Annotated in this window: 12 protein-coding genes; 3 read left to right on the top strand and 9 right to left on the bottom strand. The window is 44.9% G+C overall.

Annotation, left to right across the window (positions count from 1 at the left end):
- Positions 1–15: 15 nt before the first annotated feature.
- Together AB4111_RS22320 and AB4111_RS22315 are read right to left on the bottom strand one after the other, a co-directional pair.
- Complete coding sequence (locus tag AB4111_RS22320; protein WP_442033261.1) at positions 16–1,710, bottom strand: heparinase II/III domain-containing protein; 1,695 nt, start codon at positions 1,708–1,710, stop codon at positions 16–18.
- A 577-nt stretch (positions 1,711–2,287) separates the two neighbouring features.
- Complete coding sequence (locus AB4111_RS22315; protein WP_442033260.1) at positions 2,288–3,577, bottom strand: nucleotide sugar dehydrogenase; 1,290 nt, start codon at positions 3,575–3,577, stop codon at positions 2,288–2,290.
- A gap of 804 nt (positions 3,578–4,381) precedes the next feature.
- Here AB4111_RS22315 and AB4111_RS22310 point away from each other — a divergent pair.
- The 3 genes from AB4111_RS22310 (at position 4,382) to AB4111_RS22300 (ending at position 8,562) form a co-directional block, all read left to right on the top strand.
- Complete coding sequence (locus AB4111_RS22310; protein ID WP_442033259.1) at positions 4,382–5,158, top strand: ABC transporter permease; 777 nt, start codon at positions 4,382–4,384, stop codon at positions 5,156–5,158.
- A 16-nt stretch (positions 5,159–5,174) separates the two neighbouring features.
- Positions 5,175–5,906: an ABC transporter ATP-binding protein gene (locus tag AB4111_RS22305; RefSeq protein ID WP_442033258.1), complete on the top strand. Its 732-nt coding sequence runs from the start codon at positions 5,175–5,177 to the stop codon at positions 5,904–5,906.
- A gap of 190 nt (positions 5,907–6,096) precedes the next feature.
- Positions 6,097–8,562, top strand: coding sequence for an O-antigen ligase family protein (locus AB4111_RS22300; RefSeq protein ID WP_442033257.1), 2,466 nt, complete (start codon positions 6,097–6,099; stop codon positions 8,560–8,562).
- A 101-nt stretch (positions 8,563–8,663) separates the two neighbouring features.
- On the opposite strand, the gene galU is transcribed toward AB4111_RS22300, so the two are convergent.
- From galU to uvrA, 7 genes are all read right to left on the bottom strand, one after another.
- Positions 8,664–9,542: a UTP--glucose-1-phosphate uridylyltransferase GalU gene (galU, locus tag AB4111_RS22295; protein ID WP_442033256.1), complete on the bottom strand. Its 879-nt coding sequence runs from the start codon at positions 9,540–9,542 to the stop codon at positions 8,664–8,666.
- Positions 9,543–9,807: 265 nt separating this feature from the next.
- A complete protein-coding gene (locus AB4111_RS22290; RefSeq protein WP_442033255.1) occupies positions 9,808–13,458 on the bottom strand; it encodes a DEAD/DEAH box helicase in 3,651 nt (1,216 codons plus the stop codon).
- 105 nt (positions 13,459–13,563) lie between these two features.
- Positions 13,564–16,077, bottom strand: coding sequence for a U32 family peptidase (locus tag AB4111_RS22285; RefSeq protein ID WP_124116478.1), 2,514 nt, complete (start codon positions 16,075–16,077; stop codon positions 13,564–13,566).
- Positions 16,078–16,403: 326 nt separating this feature from the next.
- Positions 16,404–18,299 (bottom strand): stalk domain-containing protein, encoded by a 1,896-nt coding sequence (locus tag AB4111_RS22280; RefSeq protein WP_442033254.1) that lies wholly within the window; start codon positions 18,297–18,299, stop codon positions 16,404–16,406.
- A gap of 43 nt (positions 18,300–18,342) precedes the next feature.
- On the bottom strand, positions 18,343–19,512 hold the full coding sequence (locus AB4111_RS22275; RefSeq protein ID WP_442033253.1) for a S1C family serine protease: 1,170 nt from the start codon (positions 19,510–19,512) through the stop codon (positions 18,343–18,345).
- Between the two features lie 277 nt (positions 19,513–19,789).
- Complete coding sequence (locus tag AB4111_RS22270) at positions 19,790–20,002, bottom strand: hypothetical protein (protein WP_253441215.1); 213 nt, start codon at positions 20,000–20,002, stop codon at positions 19,790–19,792.
- A gap of 334 nt (positions 20,003–20,336) precedes the next feature.
- Positions 20,337–23,195 carry an excinuclease ABC subunit UvrA gene (uvrA, locus tag AB4111_RS22265; RefSeq protein ID WP_062837044.1) on the bottom strand — a complete coding sequence of 953 codons (2,859 nt, stop codon included), beginning with the start codon at positions 23,193–23,195 and terminating at the stop codon, positions 20,337–20,339.
- Between the last annotated feature and the right edge of the window lie 550 nt (positions 23,196–23,745).

Here is a 23,745-nt window from a genome sequence, read left to right as displayed (position 1 = left end):
CTAGTCCTCCCAAAATTATACGGCAGAAAATTTAAATTCAAGATTATTATATTTGACACTCAATATTGCTGTGGACATATTTAACTCAGAATTAAAGTCTTGATTTATCGCTTCACCCAATCTAATTTCAGTTAAATACATTATTTTCGAATGTCTCTCTTCACTATTATTTTCAATTGAAAACTGCACCTGTTTTGTAGGAATAGTTTGATTGAAATAATGAGAAATAACAGGGCCAGAGCCATCTTCCTTACCTTCTAAAATTTCGTAGTGATTTACGGAATTTCTTTGAATGATTTGTACTGTTTCTCCGCCCACGCCTATTGTTGTAAATTCGGACGACAAATTCATAATTACCGACTCCGGTGTTAAATTAAAATTTTGCACAACTGTAATTGGCTTAGAACTCACAACTACATCTAAAAGCAATACTATCTCGGGCTTGAAGAAATAAATAGTCCTTTCAATAGAAATATTATCATAGGCATTATTATACCCTTTTATAAGGTCATAGTATTTAGTCCTTTGATACCCGCTTATTTTTATCTTATCAAAACTTGTGTTCAGATCATATGTCTCCCCTTTTATTATAATAGTACAGTGAGCGTTAGGGGATCGGATATATTTTCTGATGGGATCATTAGCATCATGATTGTATTTTCCAGAATCCACAAAAACATCATTACCCTTATAAAATAAACCTATCGACAAATCGTCATGATGTTTATGGGTTGTAGAGGCATAACCACAAACAAAGGAAACCCAAGTGGTATTTTTTCCTCCGCGAAGTACTGCAATCCCTGCTTGAGCATCAAGGAAATTTTCACCCGTTTGTTTTAAGTTACTAAATTTATGTAATCCAGTATCTCCAATCATAGGTAACGAGCCGTTTCCCTTTGCGATGTTCCCAAAATACGAGCTTGACAAATTTATTTTTTTTTGAAATTCCTCCCCGAGGGAATACCCGAAGTTTCCTAATAAATATTCAGTAGATCTGAAAAGTTTCGACACAAAACCATGGTATTCTGGAGAATTCTCTAAATGTGTTCCTTGAAAGCTAAAATCCCTAAAATAGGCATCCTTCAAACGAGAAATTGCCTTGTTTCTCCACTGATGTGCATATTTATAGGAGTCTAATGCCAATGAGCCAAGAAATAGCGCTCTGTCCATGATTACACCATGATTATTCTTGACATAGTTTTTATCAGCATACAAAAAATCACAGTGAATCTTGATTAAATTCCAATATTTTCTAATATTTAAATCTACTTTACCTTCTGCGCTATTAACAAAATATATCAGATTGATTAAACGATCTGCAGTTGAATGGTCACTCCATATCATTCTATTTTTTTTCGAATCGGAAGAATCGTTGTAATTCATCCAGCTAGATACAATTGAATCAGCTTTTTTCAAAAAAGCTTCATTTTTAGACAAAATATAACCATCAGTTAAATAGCTGATCATAACTAATGATTGTAGGTATAATTGATAAGTATTGGGGCTCACTTTATGGATGTGGTCCCAATTTATTTTCTCACCAAAATCGATTACGTCTAGTTTACCAAATAGAAAAAATCTGTTTTTTAGATTATTTTCGGCTCTAATAAGAGTCTGATCATCCTGTACAGTTAGTTTGGTGATTTTCTCAATTTCAAGCCATTCAATCTTGAATTCATTTTGAGAAAACTTGCGACTAAAAAACTTCATAACAACTGCCTCCTAATAACTTCATTTTGTCATAACCACTTGCACAGCAGAAGGCATCCATCAGCACCATATAAGGGGATGGTACAATCAAAGTGCCTAGGAAGGCGGCACTAGACGTCGGCCAATCGTATATTGTCTTTTTTTACATTAAACGGTTATATTAATTCCCTTTTTACCTAATCACACTTTAAAACAGGTAGGAACAGCTCTTTCATCGTATGTTAGCGTAGCTTTAGGTGATTTCGTATGTATTCGGGAAACACTTACTTGTTCCGTCTTACCATATCCACATAGTAGCCTGCCGAAAACAGTCGACTTCAATCTCGACACTTCAGGTTTATACAGTCATCAAAGATAATTAACGGCTTTTCCCCTTCAAGTCCCCCATAAACTCTGACAAGCTCAACTTAGACTGCATACACACCACCAGCATGTAGATATGATCTACACTTACCTCGGCTTCTAGGTATGTGCCTAAGAGACTTTTCCACGTAGCTTTAAGCTATATGGCCTCTATGAATCGGGGGCGTATACAAAAAAATAGCCACAAATAACTGCAGCTATTTCCCAACCTAAATTATTTTGAATATTCAACAGTTAATTGGTCAGTAGTCACACTACTTTTGCCAAGCGAATGAACCTTGAAGCCTGCATTAATCCACAAGTCAGAATCCAGTACATTTCTAGTATCTACAACTAAATCCCCCTTCATAGAATCAAATAAAACTACAGGATTAATCCCCTTAAATTCATTATGATCAGTTAACACAACAATCACGTCAGCGTTTTCCACAGCCTTCTCAATCGTATCCATTTTCCCCTCCACATTCTCTTTAACGTGAGGGTCGAATAAAGTCACATTATAATTTGACTGTAGTTTTTCTATAATTTCAACAGCAGGACTTTCTCTCATATCGTCAATATTGCCCTTAAATGCAAGACCCATAATTGCGATTGTAGGCTGATCAAATCCTTCCAATAAACGATTTAGCTTGGTTACAATATACTCCGGCATACTATCATTTAAAATTCTTGATTTATGAATCAGTTCTGCCGATGCTGGCGCTGCCTCATAAATAAACCATGGATCAACTGCAATACAATGGCCACCCACACCAGGACCAGGTCTATGAATATTAACACGAGGATGACAATTCGCAAGTTCAATAGCCTCCCATACATTAAATCCTACTTGCTCTGCTATCTTGGCCATCTCATTTGCGAAAGCAATGTTAACATCTCGATAAGTATTTTCCATCAATTTAACCATTTCAGCAGTAGTAGCATTAGTAAGATGGATGGTCCCTTTAACAAAAGTTTTATACAAATCTGCTGTTTTACTAGAGGAAAGTTCATTAATCCCGCCGACTATCCGATCATTATTTACAAGTTCCTCAAGAAGCCTTCCTGGTAATACCCTCTCGGGTGAATGGGATACAAAAAGATCCTCCCCGATTTCAAGGCCCGTTTTTCCCAGTATAGGTAACATTATATCTTCTACGGTCCTCGGCGGTACAGTAGACTCGAGTACGACAAGATCACCTTTCTTCAAGAAAGGAACAATGGATTTTGTTGCAGCTATCACATAATCAAGATTTGCCCTCTTATCCTTCCGGATAGGAGTTGGAACCGAAATAATAAATGCGTCCGCAAATTTTGGCTTCACCCCAAAAGACAGCGACTTAGTAAGCATGACGTCATCAAGCATATTTTGCAGCCCAGGCTCAACTATATGAATTCTTCCCGAAGTCAAGCTATTTATCACATCTTGATTAACGTCTACTCCATGCACATGAATATTATGCTTGGCAAACATAATTGCTGTTGGAAGGCCAATGTATCCTAAACCAATAACACAAAGTTCCATCTAATTATTCCTCATCTCTATTTCAATTCACAAAACCCCTGCTCAATTATCCAAAACTAATTTAATTATACCATGTTCCTCATACCAGCGACATATGAGCGTGTTTTAGCAACTAAGTTAGTCTTCATATAAAAATAAATCAGAAAGAATTGATAACTCTATATAGCTTTGTTAAAAACATTTTTTGAGCTACTATGGTTTATTCCTTGTTATACACAATTACATCTTCTCACTACTATTCGATTTCACCTCCTCCGCAAATAGGTAATATCGAGTCATACAATGATATTGAGAGATTAATATTCATCCTCGAGTAAGTACCAGTATATGTAATTAACATAAAGTCTTTTGCTAATAATGGGCTACGGATAGATATCTCCCAAACACTTGACATGCATCAGACAATGTAAACGTTCGCTATTCTCCTTGAAGCCTTGGCGCGGAAGTCCTGTCTTATGTCGATAACCTTAGGAAGGATTCTTCACGGCCATTCGGCACGTGAGATTGAATGTTATCTTCGGTTTCAATTTTTTAATAGATTTTTGTCAAATTAACATTCTGCTCCTCGAGACCTTCCAGCACAAACTTACCTGGTTTCACTTCTCATTGACTCCAGTATAACTTACTTATGATGCTTATTGTCTCACAACCAGTATAATCGCGAGCCTTTAATAAGTGAATTTACATTAGATCATATTAGTGCAATGTCAAGTTTCTAAGGCTCAAATTGTAGATTCCTAACGAATGTGTTAACATGAACGAGGTATTATCATATTTTTGTTTGAATATATTAAGGAGCAAATTATGCAAGGATACTGGGATAATTTTTTAAAGTATAAAGATTTAATGATTGAACTCACAAAAAAAGACATTACTCTCAAATATAGAAACTCTTTTCTAGGCATTATTTGGAGCGTGCTCAATCCACTCCTTTTTATGCTTGTGTTAGTTATCATTTTTCAGGAGTTCTTCTCTAGCGATATTGAATACTTTGCTGCTTACGTTTTGATTGGAAGACTGATATATTCTTGCTTCTCTGAAACGACTAACTTCGCTATGCAATCCATTGTTTCAAATGGAGGCCTAATTAAAAAAGTTTACGTTCCTAAATATTTCTTCCCAATTTCTAGAGTAACATCTTCCTTTATTACCTCATTGTTGGCTATGATTTCATTGATTCCTGTCATGTTTCTTAGTGGGTTGAATATTTCATTACAAAGTTTCTACATTATTTTACCTTTATTTTATCTTTTACTAATTTCCCTGGGCATAGGTTTAATATTAGCCACAATCTACACTTTCTTTAGGGATCTGCAGCATCTCTACTCACTAGCATTAGTTATTATTATGTATACTTCAGCCATTTTTTATCCTGCTAGCATTATACCTGAACGTTATATGCCTATCATCCGATTAAACCCGATCTTTGATATTATTGAAATGATCAGAAACATTTTGATATATGGTACACTTCCTTCTCTTCAAACAAACTTATTCTGTTTAATTTATGGAATGGTCGTTTTTGTGTCAGGTTTATGGGTGTTCTATAAAAAGCAGGATAAATTTATATTCTATTTATAAGGATGGAGAGTTTCATATGAACGAAATAGCCATCAGGGTCGATAACGTCTCCATGAAATACAGGCTACTCAGTGGTAAAATGAATTCATTGAAAGAATTTTTCATACACAGCTTGCAGAAAAAAATAAAATATGATGAGTTCTCAGCACTCGATAAAATTAGCTTTGAAGTTAATAAAGGAGAAGTGTTTGGAATTCTAGGTTTAAATGGTGCAGGAAAAAGTACATTGTTAAAGATTATTGCCGGTATTCTTAAACCCACTTCGGGAAGTGTAGAAAGAAATGGTTATGTTGTCCCTTTGCTGGAGCTTGGAGGGGGCTTCAATCCTGAACTTTCTGGAGTGGAGAATATTTATCTAAATGGAATGTTACTCGGGTACTCTAAGAAGTTCATTAAAGAAAAAATGGATGAAATTATTGAATTTTCGGAATTAGAAAAGTTCATTCATACACCAATTAAAAACTATTCTTCCGGGATGAAGGCACGACTTGGATTCTCTATAGCCACTTTGGTAAAACCGGAAATTTTGATCGTAGATGAAGTACTGTCTGTAGGAGATCATAAATTCAAGGAAAAATCGGAGGCAAAAATGAAGTCGCTTATGGGATCCGGAGTAACAGTCCTATTTGTATCCCATTCTATCAATCAAATGAAAACAATGTGTGACCGTGCTTTGTGGCTTGAAGATGGAAAGATACGTGAAATGGGACCAGCTGAAGATGTCTGTAATCTTTATCAATCTAATTAAAATGTGATTAGTTTTCTTCTATAAGCGACCCTCCTGCAAATTAAAGTGAGAGAGTCGCTATTTTTCTGTCTATTTTTTGGTATCTGCTTATTACCTGTTTCTCTTCTCTTAGTATTCTTACTGAGTTGGTCAAAAACTGCGATTGTATGCTAAAATATTGTCGTATCTACAAACAAAGGAGACTCACACCTTGTCGAATCCAGTATACGGAAAAACAAAAAAGACGTCGAGCAAGGCCAGCGCAGGTTTGGCTTCACCGCTCCCATGGACTCTCTCCATAGTACTTATCTTATTTTTACTCTGGTCGTCATTTCAAGTTGCGTTATTTAACGGACAATTACTTCAATTTGAGGGACCCATTTATTGGGCGCTCATGATTACAACCTTCCTGTTCATCATATGGACTTTGGTCTACTACAAAACTATCACACTAGATTCCCAACGAGATTGGCTCAAATTAGTCGTTATTCTATTGCCAATTACCTACATGCTATCGCTTATTAATGCAGCCTCTAATTACTTAGCAGTAAACATGATCTTGATTCAGTGTATTTATGCAATGTTGTTCGTCATGACGATGTACCTGCTCCAGAACAAACAAAGCAATCATCTCATGCAGTCTTCCTTAATAGCACTTGCATATATAATTGTCGGGTTTGGTCTATTGAATTGGCTAGGAGCCTCTAGCTTTACGGGTAAGTTAGTCGGTTGGTTCTCTTCAGGCGTAGTCAATGGAGTATACAACCAGGCGATATGGAATGATTCTAACGGTGCGCGGCTTGCTTCTGTCTTCCAGTACCCTAATACATATGCAGCATTCCTGATGGCATTTTTATTTATTGCTATTTTCAGCATGATCCGCTCCAAAAAAATGTACACACAGCTACTGCATGGATTCATGCTTGTTCCCATCTTACTCTCCCTGTTGCTTACACTTTCGCGGACAGGTCTTGTGATGATGCCAATCGTTTTTGTAATAATTTTGTTATTGCTTAAACCAGCAAAACAGATTTTATGGTTCATTTATCTTGTCATCTCAGGAATAGGAACAATTGCGATCTTAAATCCGGTCAATACTGCTGGACTAGAACTGCAGCAACAGTTCACTGCTGGTGTTGCAGCCAAAGGTTGGATCTATCTGGTTGCAGCATCAATCGTTGTCGCAATCATCATCTGGGCTATTCAACGTTGGATTGCTCCCAAGTTAGAAACAAAGCTCCAAGCTTGGGGTAAACGTAAAGGTTCAAGCCTGTGGATCCCGCTCGGCTCAACGCTGCTGGCCATTATCGTTGCAGTGTTGCTGTTGGGTACCAGCGTTCGCAACATTTTGCCAGATAGTATCAGTACGCGTCTGGAAAACATCAACTTCCAGCAGCACAGTGTTCTTGAACGAATCACCTTCTATAAAGATGCCGCAAAGGTCATTGCAGATTACCCATTGATTGGTGCAGGTGGTGGGGCTTGGACCGCGCTATACGAGAAGTATCAGAACAATCCATATGTTAGTGCACAGGCGCATAACTTCTTCATGCAGTACCTGGTGGAAGTCGGAATTATTGGATTTATCATTTTCATGGCATTTATTTTGTATATTTTTTATCAATACGTTCGCAGCTACTTGCGAAGAGACGAAAGCGAAAGAGAGTCACATTTTTTATTTTTCATTTTGTCCATGACTATTCTGGTATTGAGTCTTCTCGATTTCAATATGAGTTACGTCTTCATAGGCATGCTGGTGTTTATCGGGTTTGGAGGCATGGCTGCAGCGATTGAACCGCAGCCAGTTCAACGTTTAAAAGTAAGCTCATCTGCCGCCCGAGCAATCTATACCGCCATTGCCGGAGTATCGATCATTGTACTGTTGTTTATATCCGTTCGCTTTTTGCAAGCAAATCATTACTCGTATGCAGCGAAGGAAGTTGCAGAAGTCAGCCAATCTTTTGAGGAAATCAAAGCTCCACTGGATAAGGACCTTGCGATTCGCAGTGCACATTCTGATTCCCTTCTGACGCTTTCTTCGCTATACCAACAAGGTTTTCAACAAACACAAGATGATCAGTTCTACAATGCTGGTTTAGATTTGCTTCAACAAGGGCTAAAAGCAGAACCCTACAACAAAGGTATGGTTAAACAGTTGATCCAACTCTATGAGCTTAAAAGTGATAATGAACAAGCCTACACTCTTCAAAAAGAATATGCCAACAACTATATCTGGGATATGGAGTGGTACGAACGGCTAATCACCCGTTCGTTTGATCTAGGATACCAAGCGCTCGGACAAGGCGATACAGCTAAGAAGGAATCTTATTTCACTTCAGGTCTGGAAGCCTATCAGCATGTTGTTGATGGAGTAGAGCATCTACAGACTCTTCCTGAAGGACAGCTCCAAGGACAGCCGTTCGAGCTGACTCCAACAATGATTATGAACACGGGGAAAATAAAATACATGTTAAACGATTCAGCTGGAGCTGCTACTATCCTTAAGGATGGGATTGCAGAGGATCTGACCGATGCTACCAATCGTGAAATTGCTCGTTGGTACCTTGCGGCCCTAACTAAAAATGGGCAACAAGATCAAGCTATATATGATAAGCTTATCGCTGTCGCACCTAACGAAGCAGACGAGATTAAACAGATAACAGAACTGAATTTCTAATAACAAAATGCACTAGTGGTTCTCAATAATTCCACACACAAAAAAGGTTTGCCCTCATCAAAGGGCAAACCTTTTTTGTGATCTAATTCATTAGGGAGGTGTTAGTTCGATGCCGTTATCTTCTTTAAATACGCCAACAAATCGTCACGTAGATCCGGACGCTGCAATGCGTAGTGAATCGATGTCTCAATAAAGCCCAACTTCTCACCAACATCATGACGCAGTCCGTCAAAATGATATGCGAGAATCTGCCGCTGTTCATTCAATCGGGACAAGGCATCCGTAAGCTGGATTTCTCCCCCAACACCAGCAGATTGTTGACCCAGGATGTCGAAGATATCTGGTGTAAGAATGTAACGTCCCATAATAGCCAAGTTGGAGGGAGAGTCTTCGGTCTTTGGTTTCTCAATTAAGCGGCGGGCCCGAAAAACACGATCATCGGTAGGGGTCAGCAACTCTCCGTCCACTATCCCGTAACGGGACACCTCACTCCAATCAACAGGCTGTACACCAACAATCGGAGATTGCAGTTCATCGTAGACATCGATCATCTGCTTCAGGCAGGGATGGTCGGCTTCCACAATATCATCCCCTAGCAGGACGGCAAAAGGCTCGTTGCCGATAAACTTGCGGGCACACCAGATGGCGTGACCAAGTCCCTTCGGTTCCTTTTGACGGATATAATGAATATCTGCCATCTCGGAGGGTTTGCGTACTTCGTTAAGCAAGTCCCACTTCTGTTTGTCCGCCAGATTCTGCTCCAGCTCAAAAGAATAGTCGAAGTGATCTTCAATGGCCCGCTTCCCTTTACCTGTCACAATAATGATATCTTCAATGCCAGAAGCGACAGCTTCTTCAATAATGTACTGGATCGTTGGCTTGTCCACGATGGGCAGCATTTCCTTAGGCATCGCCTTGGTGGCAGGCAGAAACCGGGTACCAAGCCCTGCGGCTGGAATAATCGCTTTGCGAATACGCACATGAACCCACTCCTTTTGCTAGACAAGATGAACTAAAGATTATTTACACTGACACTACGATAACAGAACAACCTTCCAATCGCTGTTATCCCCAGATTTTTTGATTCCCTTTTCTAAAGGGGAAAATCCGGGGATAAAGGCGAACGCTTCGCTTTTTCAGGTTATTTCTGTCCTCTCCGTTATCATGTAAATGATTAGTTCAACTTATATAGATACATATTTTCATATATTTAATGCTTCTGAGTGCTACGATGCTTGGACTCCATTATACCATCAACAATTCACGGATATCCTGTTCGGATAAGGTCGTCGATCCCCCGTCTCCCGGTTCGATTACTTCGGCAATCAAGTCCTTCTTGCGCTGCTGGAGTTCCAAAATCTTCTCTTCGATCGTACCTTCGGTAACCAGACGGATGACTTGCACCACTTGTTTCTGTCCCATGCGATGGGCACGGCCAATTGCCTGTTCTTCCACGGCGGGATTCCACCATAGATCATATAATATAACGGTATCTGCCCCTGTTAAATTTAATCCGGTACCGCCAGCTTTCAGGGAGATTAAGAACAGTTCAGCTTCACCCTCGTTAAATCTGTGGCACATCTCAACCCGGCTCTGCGCAGGGGTCTGACCATCAAGGTAAAAGAGGTTTCTCCCCTGTGCCTTGAGGGTCTGACGAATCAGGTTCAACATGCTCGCAAATTGGGAGAAGATGAGAATTCGTTTGCCTGCAGCCAAACAATCCTCGACCGTTTCTAGCAACTGTTCCATTTTCCCGGAATCGCCTTGGTATCCTTCCACAAAGAGGGCCGGATGACAACATAACTGACGCAAGCGCGTGATGCCTGCCAGAATTTTGATACGATTCTTCTGGAATCCGTTATCCTCCATGTCCTTTGATGCTTCATCCTGAAGCTGGGAAAGGTATGCGGCGTACAGTTTCTTCTGTTCGACCGTAAGCTCTGATCGCTGTACCGTTTCAATTCGATCAGGCAATTCTTCCAGCACATCCTTCTTCAGGCGGCGCAGAATAAACGGACGCACCATCCGAGAAATCCGTTCCGGAGGAAGGTCGCGGAATCTTCTGTAACTTGGAAACAACCCTGGGAATACGGCTTCAAAAATGGACCACAATTCATCCAGCGAGTTCTCCACAGGTGTACCTGTGAGTGCAAAACGGCGCGGGGCCTGAATTTGTTTGACTGCCTGCGCGGTCTGAGAAGAAGCATTTTTAATTGCCTGAGCTTCATCCAGAATGAGCGTATGAAAGGTTCGGCCCAGGTAGTTATCCAAATCCCGTCTCAACAGAGGATACGACGTCACAATCACATCTGCCTCATCCATGCCTGAAAGCATGCTGGCTCGCTCTTCTTTCTGACCTGCGGCAATCAGGACGTTCAGATGCGGGGCGAACCGCGCAAACTCATTAGCCCAGTTGTAGGTCAGCGAGGCAGGCGCAACGACAAGTACCGGGGGATGAATGACCCTCGTTCGAATTGTCAGTCCATCCTGCTGCACCGTGGACCATAAACCATCCGTATTCTCTGAAGCCATCTTATCCAATGGGAGCCCAGTTTCGGGATCGATGTTGGAAGTCGCCAACGTTTCACCGCCCCGTAATGATCCACTCTCCCGGTATTTATCACCGCCCGTATTGTCCATATTGTAGTCGGGCTTCTCCTGAAGCACCGCTGTGATATAGGCGATGCTTTGCAATGTTTTTCCAAGTCCCATATCATCCGCCAGAATGCCGCCAAAACGATAATAAGCGAGGGTACGCAGCCACTGGTATCCGCTGTTCTGATAATCCCGCAGGATGGGGGTCAGAGATCCCGGCAGTGCAAAATCCATCCGCTCGGGATCTCGGAGATCATCGAGGAAACGTTTGAGAGAACCTCCCCACTTCACATGACCGGAAACTTCATCCCTGCCCGGCAATTGTAACGCCCGAACAGCTGGCAGCCGGATATGGCTGCTCTTGATGTCATCTGCTCCAAGTCCGAGTGAATCGGCCATATGAGCGAAGCTATCTGCACCTTCATTTTCAAGCGAGAGAAAGACACCGCTCTTGAGACGGAAATATGGTTTCTTTTCCACAATGCGGCGCATGAGTTCCTGAAGTTCCTGCTCGTCCACACCTTCCATCTCGAATGAAATCTCCAGCCAGTCCAGTCCTCTTCCCAAGTCTGCTCGTACTTTCGGCGGTGTTGGATAGGATTGCACCATCGCCTTCACGGCGTTTGGCATATAGATTTCTACCTGTTTCTCAAGTTCAGGCAACAGATGATACATAACATCATAGATGGCATCTTCCCGTTCACTCGCCCAGACACTACCCTCACGTTCCAGAAAGGATCGATCGAGCCGTTCGATCAGATTCCGTTCTTTGTATCGATCACGCACCAAAATAACCTTTTTCTCTTCTTCATCTATTAAATACTCTGCCAGTGGATTAATAACCATGACCTCATAGTCGAATTCCAGACGCGCAGTAATACGTTCACGATAGAAGTCGATATACAACTTGGGTGAGAGTTCCGGTTCCGCGATCTGTTCCCGCACCTGTGAATCAATGGACAGATGGCCAAGCGTACGCAGTTCTGGCACGACATGCTGCACAAACTCATCCACCTGCTGAGTCGAAATATCGATGCTTTCCTTGATTCCATATGAAGTGAGTGCTCCACTCAAGTCCTCCAGACTTCGCATCTGCATCGGCTCCAACATATGCAACTGTCCTTCCACCACGGCGGCATCATAAGCAGGAAGAAGAATTAGCTCACGCAGTCCCGAAATTTCAAGCTGATACCCTTCATTCGTTCCCTGGGCAATCCGGTAAAACAAAGGCAATACTCCCTCACCGAGCGTGAGTGGTCCATTGGCAAATCCTGTACCCTCCATCCGACTGTCGGCCTGTAGTAGCAATTCCAGCAATGGCTTCCATACGAGCGGAGCAATCAGTATATCCCGTCCGTCCGACGCTCCCAAATAACCGGAGATGGATTCGCGGTATGCCTCTTCACTCTGTCTCATTCGAATAAGCATCGAGAGAATGGCCTGATCCTGCGGAGTGAAAACATGCATCAATGGATCATAGTGGAACAGCTTGGTAAATGACATTGGCTCGCCCTTCTCGATACAGTTCAGGAATTGTTTCACTTTCTGCACCACATACAGACGTTTGTTACCCACTTTCAATTCAAGAGCAAGTTTCCCACCACCCTTGTGAACCTGTGTCAGCTTACATATAAACTGAACCTGCAATTCTTCCCGCAGGAAGGAACGGCTGACAGGGGCAGTGTATTTACGATCATTTCCATGCAGCGGTCTCCGATCCTTGGCAAACATGGACAGAATCTGATCCGCCGTACGGTAAGAAGGTTTATCTGCCGAGCGGCCCCACCCCGAAGCTGAGCTTGGCCGACCCGCTTGGGCAAAATGAACTGGAGGACGCTCTGGAGCATCATTCAATTGCTCTCGTTGTGAATCAGACTGTGGTCGCTCCCACATGCTCTCTTCCACTAATGTCCCGACCCTGGACTTGGAACCTGAGTTGGAACTGGTGTTGGCTCCTTGGCCTGCAGGAGGTTGAAGAGCCTTCCCAGGAGCAACTGTGGCATTCCGTTCCTGCTGCTCACCCCATTCGTGAATAGCCAACAGGACAGCAGCAACATGTTTGCAATAGTCATAGTGTCTGCCGTCACCCGGACAACTGCAGCCTGCCACAACCTCTCCCGTTTCATCTATATCCACCGTCACCTGATAGCGCTCCGATCCACGTACCTGTGCTTCATAATGAAGCTGATCCTTACTGACCACCAAATTGGTCACCCTGCCAGATTGGTTATAATCTTCTCCGCGCTTGAATGCCGTGACCCCGCACAGCAATTTGATATCCATAATTGTGAATGGCGCCACGCTTCTTCGCCTCCTGTATCATGATGTAAAAAAACCCCAAGAGCTCCTTAAAGCAGAGATTGGGGTTCCTTCATGCTGTAACTGTTGTTGTACCATACAATCTAATTATTTCACCAATTGACCACGTGTAACGCCCAGTTGGTTCGTTGCTTTGAGTGTTTTCCAAACTTGTGTACCACTGATCTCCCCGCGCAGTGCACGGTTGTACAGATCAATGACTTCGCGTACCTGCTCCGGTGTCTCTTCCAGGAATTCCACACGGTAACGGGATACACCCAGATCCATAAAGTTGGTCAGATACTCGGCACCTGACTGTTCCACGGCATTGTATACCGTATTACGGCAGCCTTCATCCACACGTACCGGGTGGGACATGCCGATCCGGTCTTGCAGTGATGCACGCTGTTCCTCACAAGGACGACCACAGTTCGTATAGTCCGTTCCTTCACTCATAAACGTACAATACACACAGTGCTCGGTGTGGAACATCGGCAAATGCTGATGGATAACCACTTCGGTCTGACTTGTACGGGAGTGGCCCAGCAAATCAACCATTTGTTGAATGTTCAGGTCATAGGATGGCGTAATCCAGTCACATCCGGCTTCCAGGAACAATTCAACTGCTTTGTGATTGGCGATGTTCAATGAGAAGTCCCCAATCAGTTCCGGGTGCGTTGCATCCGGGTTCTCCATCCGATGACGAAGGTAGAAGTACAGTGCGCCTGTATTACGTACCAATACCGCATCCGGCTTCAGACGCAGGATGTTGTTATGATATCCGTTCTCCCCAGGCATGTGAATACGCGGTGTTGCCAACGCGATCTTGCGACCAGCGGCATGCACAGCTTCCACAGCTGCCGGGAACTGTTTGATAAACTCGAAGTCGGCATAGATCATGCCGATACCCGCTTCAATCGCTGCCTCCACTTGTGGCAGGCTGCGACAGAGCGCGGTCAACTCGGCTTGACCGCGAGCGACCGGCGATGCCGGTTTAACCGAATCGCCGTACACATCTACCGCCCGTTTCACGTAGACGGGTGGTTTCGGACGTTCACCCGCGAGTTGTTCTACCGCCTGACGGCGAATGTTATTCAACTCGCGCATCGGGATGATGACGTCACCGTGCAGGTTGACGTCCATTCCTTCCAACTGGAACACGGTGCCTCCCAGACGTCCGAACTGCTCTTCGAGCAATTCATGCGTCATTGGACGCTTCTGTGCGATGTCCAGTTCCATTTCGGAATCAATCCGAACGGTCGTGCCTTTCTGCACGTCTGTCCACCACGTGCTAAGCGGCTGCCCCGGGCTACCGATGACCTTCACCTTCACCGGGAATACACGGAACGGTTTCTCTGTCTCGAAGCTTTGACGAAGACGTTTGTCCAGCGCTGGGTCATTCGTTTTCCAGACTTTGTCGCCAACTTTCACGCGGCGCAGATCCACGTCACTGCGGCCTGGCACGACGTCAACGATCCAACCCTCTTCGGCTTCGCCTTCGAGTTTTACACCTTTGCGACGTACATCGTATACACGTCCGCCCTCTTCCTTCTTCGTTGGGTCTCCCGCGTCAAATACAATCCCGTCTCCACGTTTCACAGGTGCATCCAGCTTCAGGACCACGCCATCGCGCAACACTTGATCTACACGACCGAGGTAAACACCACGGCTTTTCGGGAACGTTCCATCCACCAGTTCTTTGTTGTTTGTACCGCTCAGGAAACCATGCGTGAATCCACGGGAGAAGCTTTGTTGCAATTCGCGAACTTCTTCCTTGCTTGGCGGTGTGTTATCTCCATCAAAATAACGGTCAATCGCTTTACGATATTTACTTACGACGTTCGCTACGTATTCCGGCGTTTTGAGACGTCCTTCAATTTTGAAAGAAGTCACTCCTGCTTCGATCAGTTCCGGCATCAGATCAATCGCTGCCAGATCCTTCGGAGACAACAGATAGGCTACATCACCCATCGGTTTGTGCACTCCATCCACCATTAGATCGTATGGAAGACGACAAGCTTGTGCGCACTCCCCGCGGTTAGCCGAACGTCCTCCCCACATTTCAGAAGTCAGACACTGCCCCGAGTAGGATACACACAACGCACCGTGAACGAATACTTCCATTGGAAGCTTCGCCTGTTCACCGATCTTCTGGATCTGCTTCAGATTGTTCTCCCGTCCCAGAACGACACGTTCCATATCAAACGGCTTCGTAAACTCGACCGCTTCCGGTGACGTAATCGTCATCTGTGTTGAACCGTGAATCGGGAAATCCGGCGAGATCTCGCGGATCATCTTCACCAGACCCAAATCCTGAACAATTACAGCGTCTACACCTGCATCGACACATGCATCAATCAGTTCTTTGGCATCCGTCAATTCATTTTCAAAAATCAATATATTAAAGGTCAAAAAACCTTTTACGCCATAACTGTGTAAAAACGCCATAATCTCCGGCAGCTCGTCCATGCGGAAATTGTTCGCTCGTGCCCGTGCATTAAACTTTTCGACTCCGAAGAAAATTGCATCTGCGCCATTAGCTACCGCCGAACGCATACAATCCCAGTCACCAGCAGGTGCCAGAAGTTCAACGTCTTCTCTTCGTATTGTTGCTGTTTTCATGTAGATCCTCCCCATAGCCGGCTATCCGCCGGATTTCATCCCTATATCCTTAAACGCCTGAACATACCAAGCTTAAGACTGCACCTTATCGGGTACACCTGCATTGTCACGGTATTACAATATCTATCTATTATGTCTGTATTGCCTGAACTCCAAGCTTACAGTCATTCATATTCACCAGATCAGCAGTCATAACTCCTGAACTAGTATAGTGTACCACTTCTGCACCGACTCTTCTACGTTTTCCTGAAAAAACCGTTTACCATTTTCATTTCCAACACAACGAAAAAACCGGAAGGTCGTCTGACCCTCCGGCTCTACTACAATTATTTAATAAAAGTAAATGAGTTCACTGCTTTTTCCAAGGCTGCCGCCTGAACTTCTGTCTTGTTGGCATCATTCAGGCCACTTGTGATCGTATAGGTTGTTCCGTCCTTTTCAAACACGATCTGGCGACCCGCATATGGCACGCCTTTGTCCAGCTCATGGTACGTAAAGGAAAATGCAGGCACACCCGCAAACGTCAGCTCCTCACTGCGAAGCAGCTGAAAGTTTTTCCGCGTTTTGGTGGCTTCAGCGTAAGCTTCTCTCAGTTGGCTGACCGTCATCTCGATTGACTTGTCTTCGCTCGCCGCAATGGAGAATTCTCCGCCCGTGAAGGTGTACACCACAGGTGAGTACTCGAATCGATCACTGTAAGGTGTCCAGTAACGCGGAATATCTACACTATAATGATAACGTTTGGACGTACGTGTAAGTGTCTTCGTTTTGTCTGTCAAATAAGGATCTTCATCCAGCTGACCGAAATTATCGGCAACCGTATCAAAATCAATCTCCACACTCTTCATAATCCGTTCAAACCATGCCCGATCTGCACTTTGCTCTTCAGGGAACGTATACTCTGCATAATATCGATACCCATTCTTCTGCAAAAGAACATCGAATTCGGTCTGCCAGCCTCCGCCAAAGTTATAACGGAATTCATTTACCTCGGCAGTCTCTCCCGAGATATCCATCGTATATGAGCCAATTGGCTCGTAACTCTCTGGTGTAAATGTCTCACGCATCCACTTATCCAGTTGCCCGCTCCAGTCTTTTACCGTTGTACCTGCCCTCGCTGAAGTGACACGCCATTGCAGATACGCACCATCCTTGGCTTCATAGATCATCTGATTGTTATCCATCGACCAGCCGGCAGGAATCTTCAATTCAATACCATAATCATCATTCCACGCGGAGCGCATGCCATGATCTACGGTGGACAGATCCTTGATCGTTCGATCCGATTCCGCATAGGTTGGCTGGAATGAATTGAGCAGCGTTGCACGTTTGCCCAGATCTTTATAATTCAGGGCTTCGTAATCCGCGAGGTACACATCATATTGACGACCTTCGCTCAGATACTGTCGCATCTCCCATAACATGCCGTCTACATCTTTCACGATAATCCGTGCATAAGGCGTTTTGCCTTTCGACACCGCTTCACGATCCAGCACCGTATCTCCCGATTGTTTGGCCTCCTGGACAAGTTGCTGCAACAAATCATCCGCATCCAGAGCCACATCCTGATCGCTGACGTACACCTCAAGATAATAACTGTTGTCCGCAGCGCCAAAAGTCATCATGCGCTCCTGCTCGCCGGTCTGGAAAACCATAAGGTCTGCCGGATAGTTAATGGACCAGCCGTAAAAGCTGTTGCCAATTCTGGTTTTGCCTTCATCCAGATGAAGGCCGTCCTCATCGTCTACCGAATCATCGGTTTGCAACAGACGAATCACCATTTCTCCAGAACTCGTTGGAGCAAGCGTTGCTCCAATCCCGGCAGCAACCGGACGAAGTGGAACCATGAGTACACCATTCACCATCTTGGGAGCTGCACCCATCTCATGTTTCACACCATCCACCCAGGCAATCGAATTTCCAATCGTCAGAGTTACGGTGTGCGGACCTTCCTTGATTTTGACGACATCATTTTTCTCCAGCCGGATTTCACTGCCAAATGCTTTTTTAAATACACCGACAGGTACCATCGTTACACCCTTGACCTTGTAAGGCTTGGCTATGGCCTGTTTATCTCCGTTAATATAAGCGCTCGTGCTGCCCGCTTTGAGTCGCAGTTCACTTGTCGTCATATCTGATGCCCATACAGGCAGTGCCGCGCCAATCGTCAGCATCCCGGTTAATACACCTGTGCTTAGCACACGTATCCATGACTTTTTCATTCCGTTCTGTCGTCCTCTCTCCATCCAGGCTGATCGCCGGGTTTTATTGTTCTTCATCTGCAAGGAACGCTTCATCTTCCTCGTCTACGATGTCTGCGCGATCAGCAAGCACCAACGTGCGGGTGACGATATCGCCATCCGTTTGCATCAACAGCTTTACCTTTTGCCCAGGCAGATACTTTTTGAGCAGCTCGTTGATATCCACTACTGAAGAGACACGTGTGCCCGCGACACTGTAAAGGACATCGCCCTCTTTGATTTTGGCTTTCTTGGCTTCAGGAGACAGTACGCCCGTAATCGTTAAGGGATCATCTGTAGGCAGGCCCACAATCGCAGACCAGCTTTCTTCCAGCTGTAGACCCAGACTTGCACGTTTTATTTTGTCATATTTAAAAAACTGATCGATGATGTATTGAACGGTATCCACCGGAATCGAAAATCCCAAACTCTCTACACCGACCGCAGAAAATTTCATGGAATTGATACCGACCACTTCACCCTTCAGGTTGACCAGCGGTCCTCCGCTATTTCCTGGATTAATCGCCGTGTCGGTCTGAATTAAACGGTAGGTCGCCTCAACACCACGATTCAAGCCGCTAATGACCCCTACCGTTGCCGAGTTGCGCAAAGAAAAGGAAATCGGCGTACCCAAGGCGATCACCGTTTCACCAACAGAGGTTTGTGAAGCTTTGGCGAAGCTCGCCGGTTGGAGTGATTTGGCATTGATTTTGATTAGTGCCAGATCACTGAGTGCATCACTGTATGTTTTCGTAATTTTGTATGTATTGCCATCCGTCGTTACGACCACGGGGTTTGTTAATCCATCCACCACATGGGCATTCGTTACAATCCATCCATTGGACCGGATAATGACACCTGTACCATGTGCAAGATTATAGCGGTTGTCTGAAGATGCACCTTCCTGCACTTCGGTAGATTTCCCAATAATGCCTACGACCGAAGGAGATACCTTTTCGATCACTTTGGGGATGGCTTCACTTCCCTTGTACGTGAATGTTCCAGATTTGGCATCATATTGTCCACTTCCACCAACTGCCTTGAGCAGATCCTTGGTGTTCACATAGACTTGACCGTCTACCACTTTCGCTTGCATTGCCGCTTTGGATTCAGCCGCACCGGCCGTTGCCGCTACACTAATTGTGAGTACAGCAGCCATCAGTATGGCTATCCCCTTTTTACCCAACACGCTCATATTCTCACCTGACCCTCTCTATACATCCTTCTTGCGCGACTCGACATCGGATTCATCGCTGAATCTATTCTCTCTTTCTCTCATCTGCAATTCCGGTATCCCTCAATGTATCATACAGAATCTGGATATACAATTGTTTTAAGTCCTATTTTAGTAGAGAAGATAGAATCTTGATCAACAGCTCGATATAAACGAAAAAAACACCCTCCATGTCTCCCGTGGAAAGTGTTCCTTCATACTTCTTTTGGCTTATATTCCATTCACTTCAGTGGCCTTACTACTGACCAAACCAACCCGTTATCATCGCATAGTCCGTCATCAGAAATACAAGCAGGCTGACTACTGCAAATCCAATGGCAAACAGATTCTTCTTGGGTGCCCGAAGAAGCCGAACGACTCCGATGAAAATCAGGATCGTAAATAAGATGACAAAAATATCAAATGCATTAAAATTCGATGTACTCGCCGTGGCAGCTTCTGCAAACAGCATGGATAGACAGACCTCCTTACCATAGTTGAACAGCTAACGCATACCCTAATATCTTCCTCTATGTTATCTGTACCCTGCTTGTAATGCAAGCCCTATCATCCATAAAAATGAAAAAAAGCCAATTTGGCCGAATATTCCTGTAATGCTCGTCACAATGCATATGTAAACACTTTCACGAAATAACCTTAGTTCGAAGAAAACTGTGCATCATTCAAAATGAAAAACCCTTCTTCCCGGAAGCAGAACACATCAGATCGTAATCCAACGTCTCACCTTTTCGAAAAGAAGGGCTAATACTGGCATTCATATTAATATAACTACTGGTTAGAGGATCTTAGTCCACCAATTGCAGTGCTTTGCTTCGCTCGGTATCCCGTTCCAGAACCGGCTTCAAGTACTTGCCCGTATAGGAAGCTTCCACTTTAATGATGTCCTCAGGGGTTCCCGTTGCAACAATGGTTCCTCCACCGCTACCGCCTTCCGGACCCAGATCAACAACATAGTCAGCTGTTTTGATTACATCCAGGTTATGCTCAATCACCAAGACTGATTCACCTGAATCAACGAGACGGTGCAATACGTTCAGCAAACGATCGATATCATCGACATGCAAACCGGTCGTCGGTTCATCGAGGATGTAGATGGTTTTCCCCGTACTGCGGCGATACAGCTCGGAAGCGAGCTTCACACGCTGGGCTTCACCACCAGACAAGGTCGTTGCAGGTTGTCCCAGGTTGATATAACCCAGGCCCACATCCATCAGTGTCTGCATTTTACGATGGATCTTCGGAATGTTCTCGAAGAATTGGGTTGCATCTTCCACCGTCATTTCCAGCACATCGGAAATATTTCTATTTTTATATTTCACTTCAAGCGTTTCCCGATTGTATCGTTTGCCTTTGCAGACTTCACAAGGAACATAAACGTCCGGCAAGAAGTGCATCTCGATTTTGATAATACCGTCTCCACGGCAGGCTTCACAACGTCCACCTTTGATATTGAAGCTGAATCGGCCTTTCTTGTATCCACGTACCTTGGCTTCGTTCGTCTGGGCAAACAGATCCCGGATATCATCAAAGACTCCAGTATACGTAGCCGGGTTGGAACGTGGTGTCCGCCCGATTGGCGATTGGTCGATATCAATGACTTTATCAATATGTTCGAGACCACGAATTTCTTTATGCTGACCCGGACGTACCCGAGCACGGTTCAGATCACGTGCCAGCGTTTTGTAGAGGATCTCATTGATCAATGTGGATTTACCTGAGCCAGACACACCCGTTACCGCAGTAAATACACCTACTGGAATCTTCACGTTCAGATTCTTAAGGTTATTTTCTTTGGCTCCGCGCACTTCCAGCCAGCGGTCTCCTACACTACGGCGTTCTGTACGAATCGGAATGAATTTGCGTCCACTCAGATATTGACCGGTCAAGGAATTCTCATCGTTCATGATCTCCTCCGGTGTACCCTGTGACATGATGGTACCTCCGTGGATACCTGCACCTGGGCCAATATCAATAATATAGTCGGCAGCCATCATCGTATCCTCATCATGTTCTACCACGATCAACGTGTTACCAATGTCGCGCATATGCGCAAGCGTTGAGATCAGACGGTCATTATCCCGTTGATGCAGACCGATACTCGGCTCATCCAGAATATACAGTACACCCATCAGGCTGGAACCGATCTGTGTAGCCAGTCTGATCCGTTGAGCTTCCCCACCGGACAAGGTTCCGGCAGCACGACTCAGCGTAAGGTAATCCAGACCAACATTCACCAGGAAGCCAAGACGGCTGTTGATTTCTTTCAAAATCAGTTTGGCAATCGTCTGCTCCTTCTCCGTCAATTCCAATGTATCGAAGAATCGGCCTGCCTCACCAATGGACAAACTAGTCACATAGGCCATGTTGTGATCATTAATCGTAACCGCAAGACTCTCGCGTTTCAGACGTTGGCCTTTACACGTACCACAAGGCTTCGCACTCATGTAACCCTCAATAAATTCACGGATACCTTCAGATGCTGTATCACGGTAACGACGCTCCAGATTGTTCACGATACCTTCAAAGGTAACCAGCGCTTCCTTCCGTTGTCCAAAATCATTCTCATAGCGGAAACGGATTTTCTCCGTACCTGTACCCTGCAACAACTTGTTCATCTGTTCAGCAGGCAGATCTTCGACAGGTACATTTTGCGGAATGTTGAAGTGCTCACATACTGACTTCAGGAACTGCGGATAATAAGTGGATGTGCCACCTGTCCAGGCATCAAAAGCACCATCTTCAATCGTCTTGCTGCGATCCGGTACAAGCAGATCAGGGTCAACGATCATTTTGACACCTAACCCGTCACAATCCGGGCAAGCCCCGAAAGGACTGTTGAATGAGAACATCCGCGGCGCAAGTTCTTCAATACTGAATCCGCACACCGGGCAGGCAAAGTTGGAGCTAAAACGCAGCTCTTCTTCACCCATAATGTCCACGAGCAGTTGTCCACCAGACAGATTTAGTGCTGTTTCAATAGAGTCGGCCAGACGCGCCTGTACATCATCTTTAACAACAATCCGGTCAACGACGACTTCAATGGTATGCTTTTTATTTTTCTCCAATTGAATATCTTCTGACAGGTCACGCAGTTCTCCGTTCACCCGTACACGGACAAAGCCCTGCTTGGACACATCAGCAAACACACTTTTGTGCTCACCCTTACGACCAGAGATAATGGGTGCCAAAATTTGTAGCCGGGTACGCTCCGGGTATTGCATAATACGGTCAACCATTTGTTCTACGGTCTGGGAACTGATTTCCACCCCATGGTCCGGACAATGTGGATGGCCCACTCGTGCAAATAATAGACGCAGATAATCATAGATTTCGGTCACAGTTCCAACCGTGGAACGTGGGTTACGGCTTGTTGTTTTCTGATCTATTGAAATGGCAGGAGATAATCCTTCGATCGAATCCACATCGGGTTTCTCCATCTGTCCAAGAAACTGCCTTGCGTAAGCTGACAATGATTCTACATACCGGCGCTGTCCTTCGGCATAGATCGTGTCAAAAGCCAGCGAGGACTTGCCTGAGCCACTCAGACCGGTCAATACAACAAAGCGGTCACGCGGAATGGTAATGTCGATATTTTTCAGGTTATGCGCTCGTGCGCCTTTAATGACAATGTTATCGCTCGCCAATAGTATTCATCCTCTCAAATTTACTAATCCAACCTTTTAAAAGGCTTTTCGATCCCTCCCAAACCCTCCCTTCCAAGGGAGGGCCCCAGAGGGCGCAGCCCTCTGGACACCCGAAACAAGCGGTGCAGCGGTGAGGGGTCGGGTCTTGCTATGTGAAGGGTTGCCGTGTGCCCGCGGTTTCTGATAAGGTTCCGGCCTATTGCCGGAACTTATCAGACCGCTCTACTGCGAGGGGACGCTCTCCGCTTCGCCTTGATCGCGTCAGGTCGCCATTGCCTCCGGCTCGGCTCCAAGTTCAACACCGGAACGCTCTCGGCTTCGCCACGTTCGCGTCAGGTCGCCATTGCCTCCGGCTCGGCTCCAAGTTCAACACCGGAACGCTCTCGGCTTCGCCACGTTCGCGACAAGTCGCCACTGCCTTCGGCTCGGCTCCAAGGTCAACACCGGGACGCTCTCGGCTTCGCCACGTTCGCGGCAAGTCGCCATTGCCTTTGGCTCGGCTCCATGTTCAACACCATGGTGCCTCTTAGCTCTCAGGGGGACACAACTC

The organism is Paenibacillus sp. 2KB_22 (assembly GCF_052115745.1).
Classification (GTDB): domain Bacteria; phylum Bacillota; class Bacilli; order Paenibacillales; family Paenibacillaceae; genus Paenibacillus.
This window is presented reverse-complemented; position numbering and strand designations above follow the sequence as displayed.

Bases quoted from the DNA above. Each gene is read 5' to 3' on its own strand.
- AB4111_RS22310 (WP_442033259.1), top strand. From the start codon at position 4,382: ATGCAAGGATACTGGGATAATTTTTTAAAGTATAAAGATTTAATGATT.
- AB4111_RS22280 (WP_442033254.1), bottom strand. From the start codon at position 18,299: ATGAAAAAGTCATGGATACGTGTGCTAAGCACAGGTGTATTAACCGGG.
- AB4111_RS22305 (WP_442033258.1), top strand. From the start codon at position 5,175: ATGAACGAAATAGCCATCAGGGTCGATAACGTCTCCATGAAATACAGG.
- AB4111_RS22275 (WP_442033253.1), bottom strand. From the start codon at position 19,512: ATGAGCGTGTTGGGTAAAAAGGGGATAGCCATACTGATGGCTGCTGTA.
- AB4111_RS22285 (WP_124116478.1), bottom strand. From the start codon at position 16,077: ATGAAAACAGCAACAATACGAAGAGAAGACGTTGAACTTCTGGCACCT.
- AB4111_RS22315 (WP_442033260.1), bottom strand. From the start codon at position 3,577: ATGGAACTTTGTGTTATTGGTTTAGGATACATTGGCCTTCCAACAGCA.
- AB4111_RS22270 (WP_253441215.1), bottom strand. From the start codon at position 20,002: ATGCTGTTTGCAGAAGCTGCCACGGCGAGTACATCGAATTTTAATGCA.
- AB4111_RS22320 (WP_442033261.1), bottom strand. From the start codon at position 1,710: ATGAAGTTTTTTAGTCGCAAGTTTTCTCAAAATGAATTCAAGATTGAA.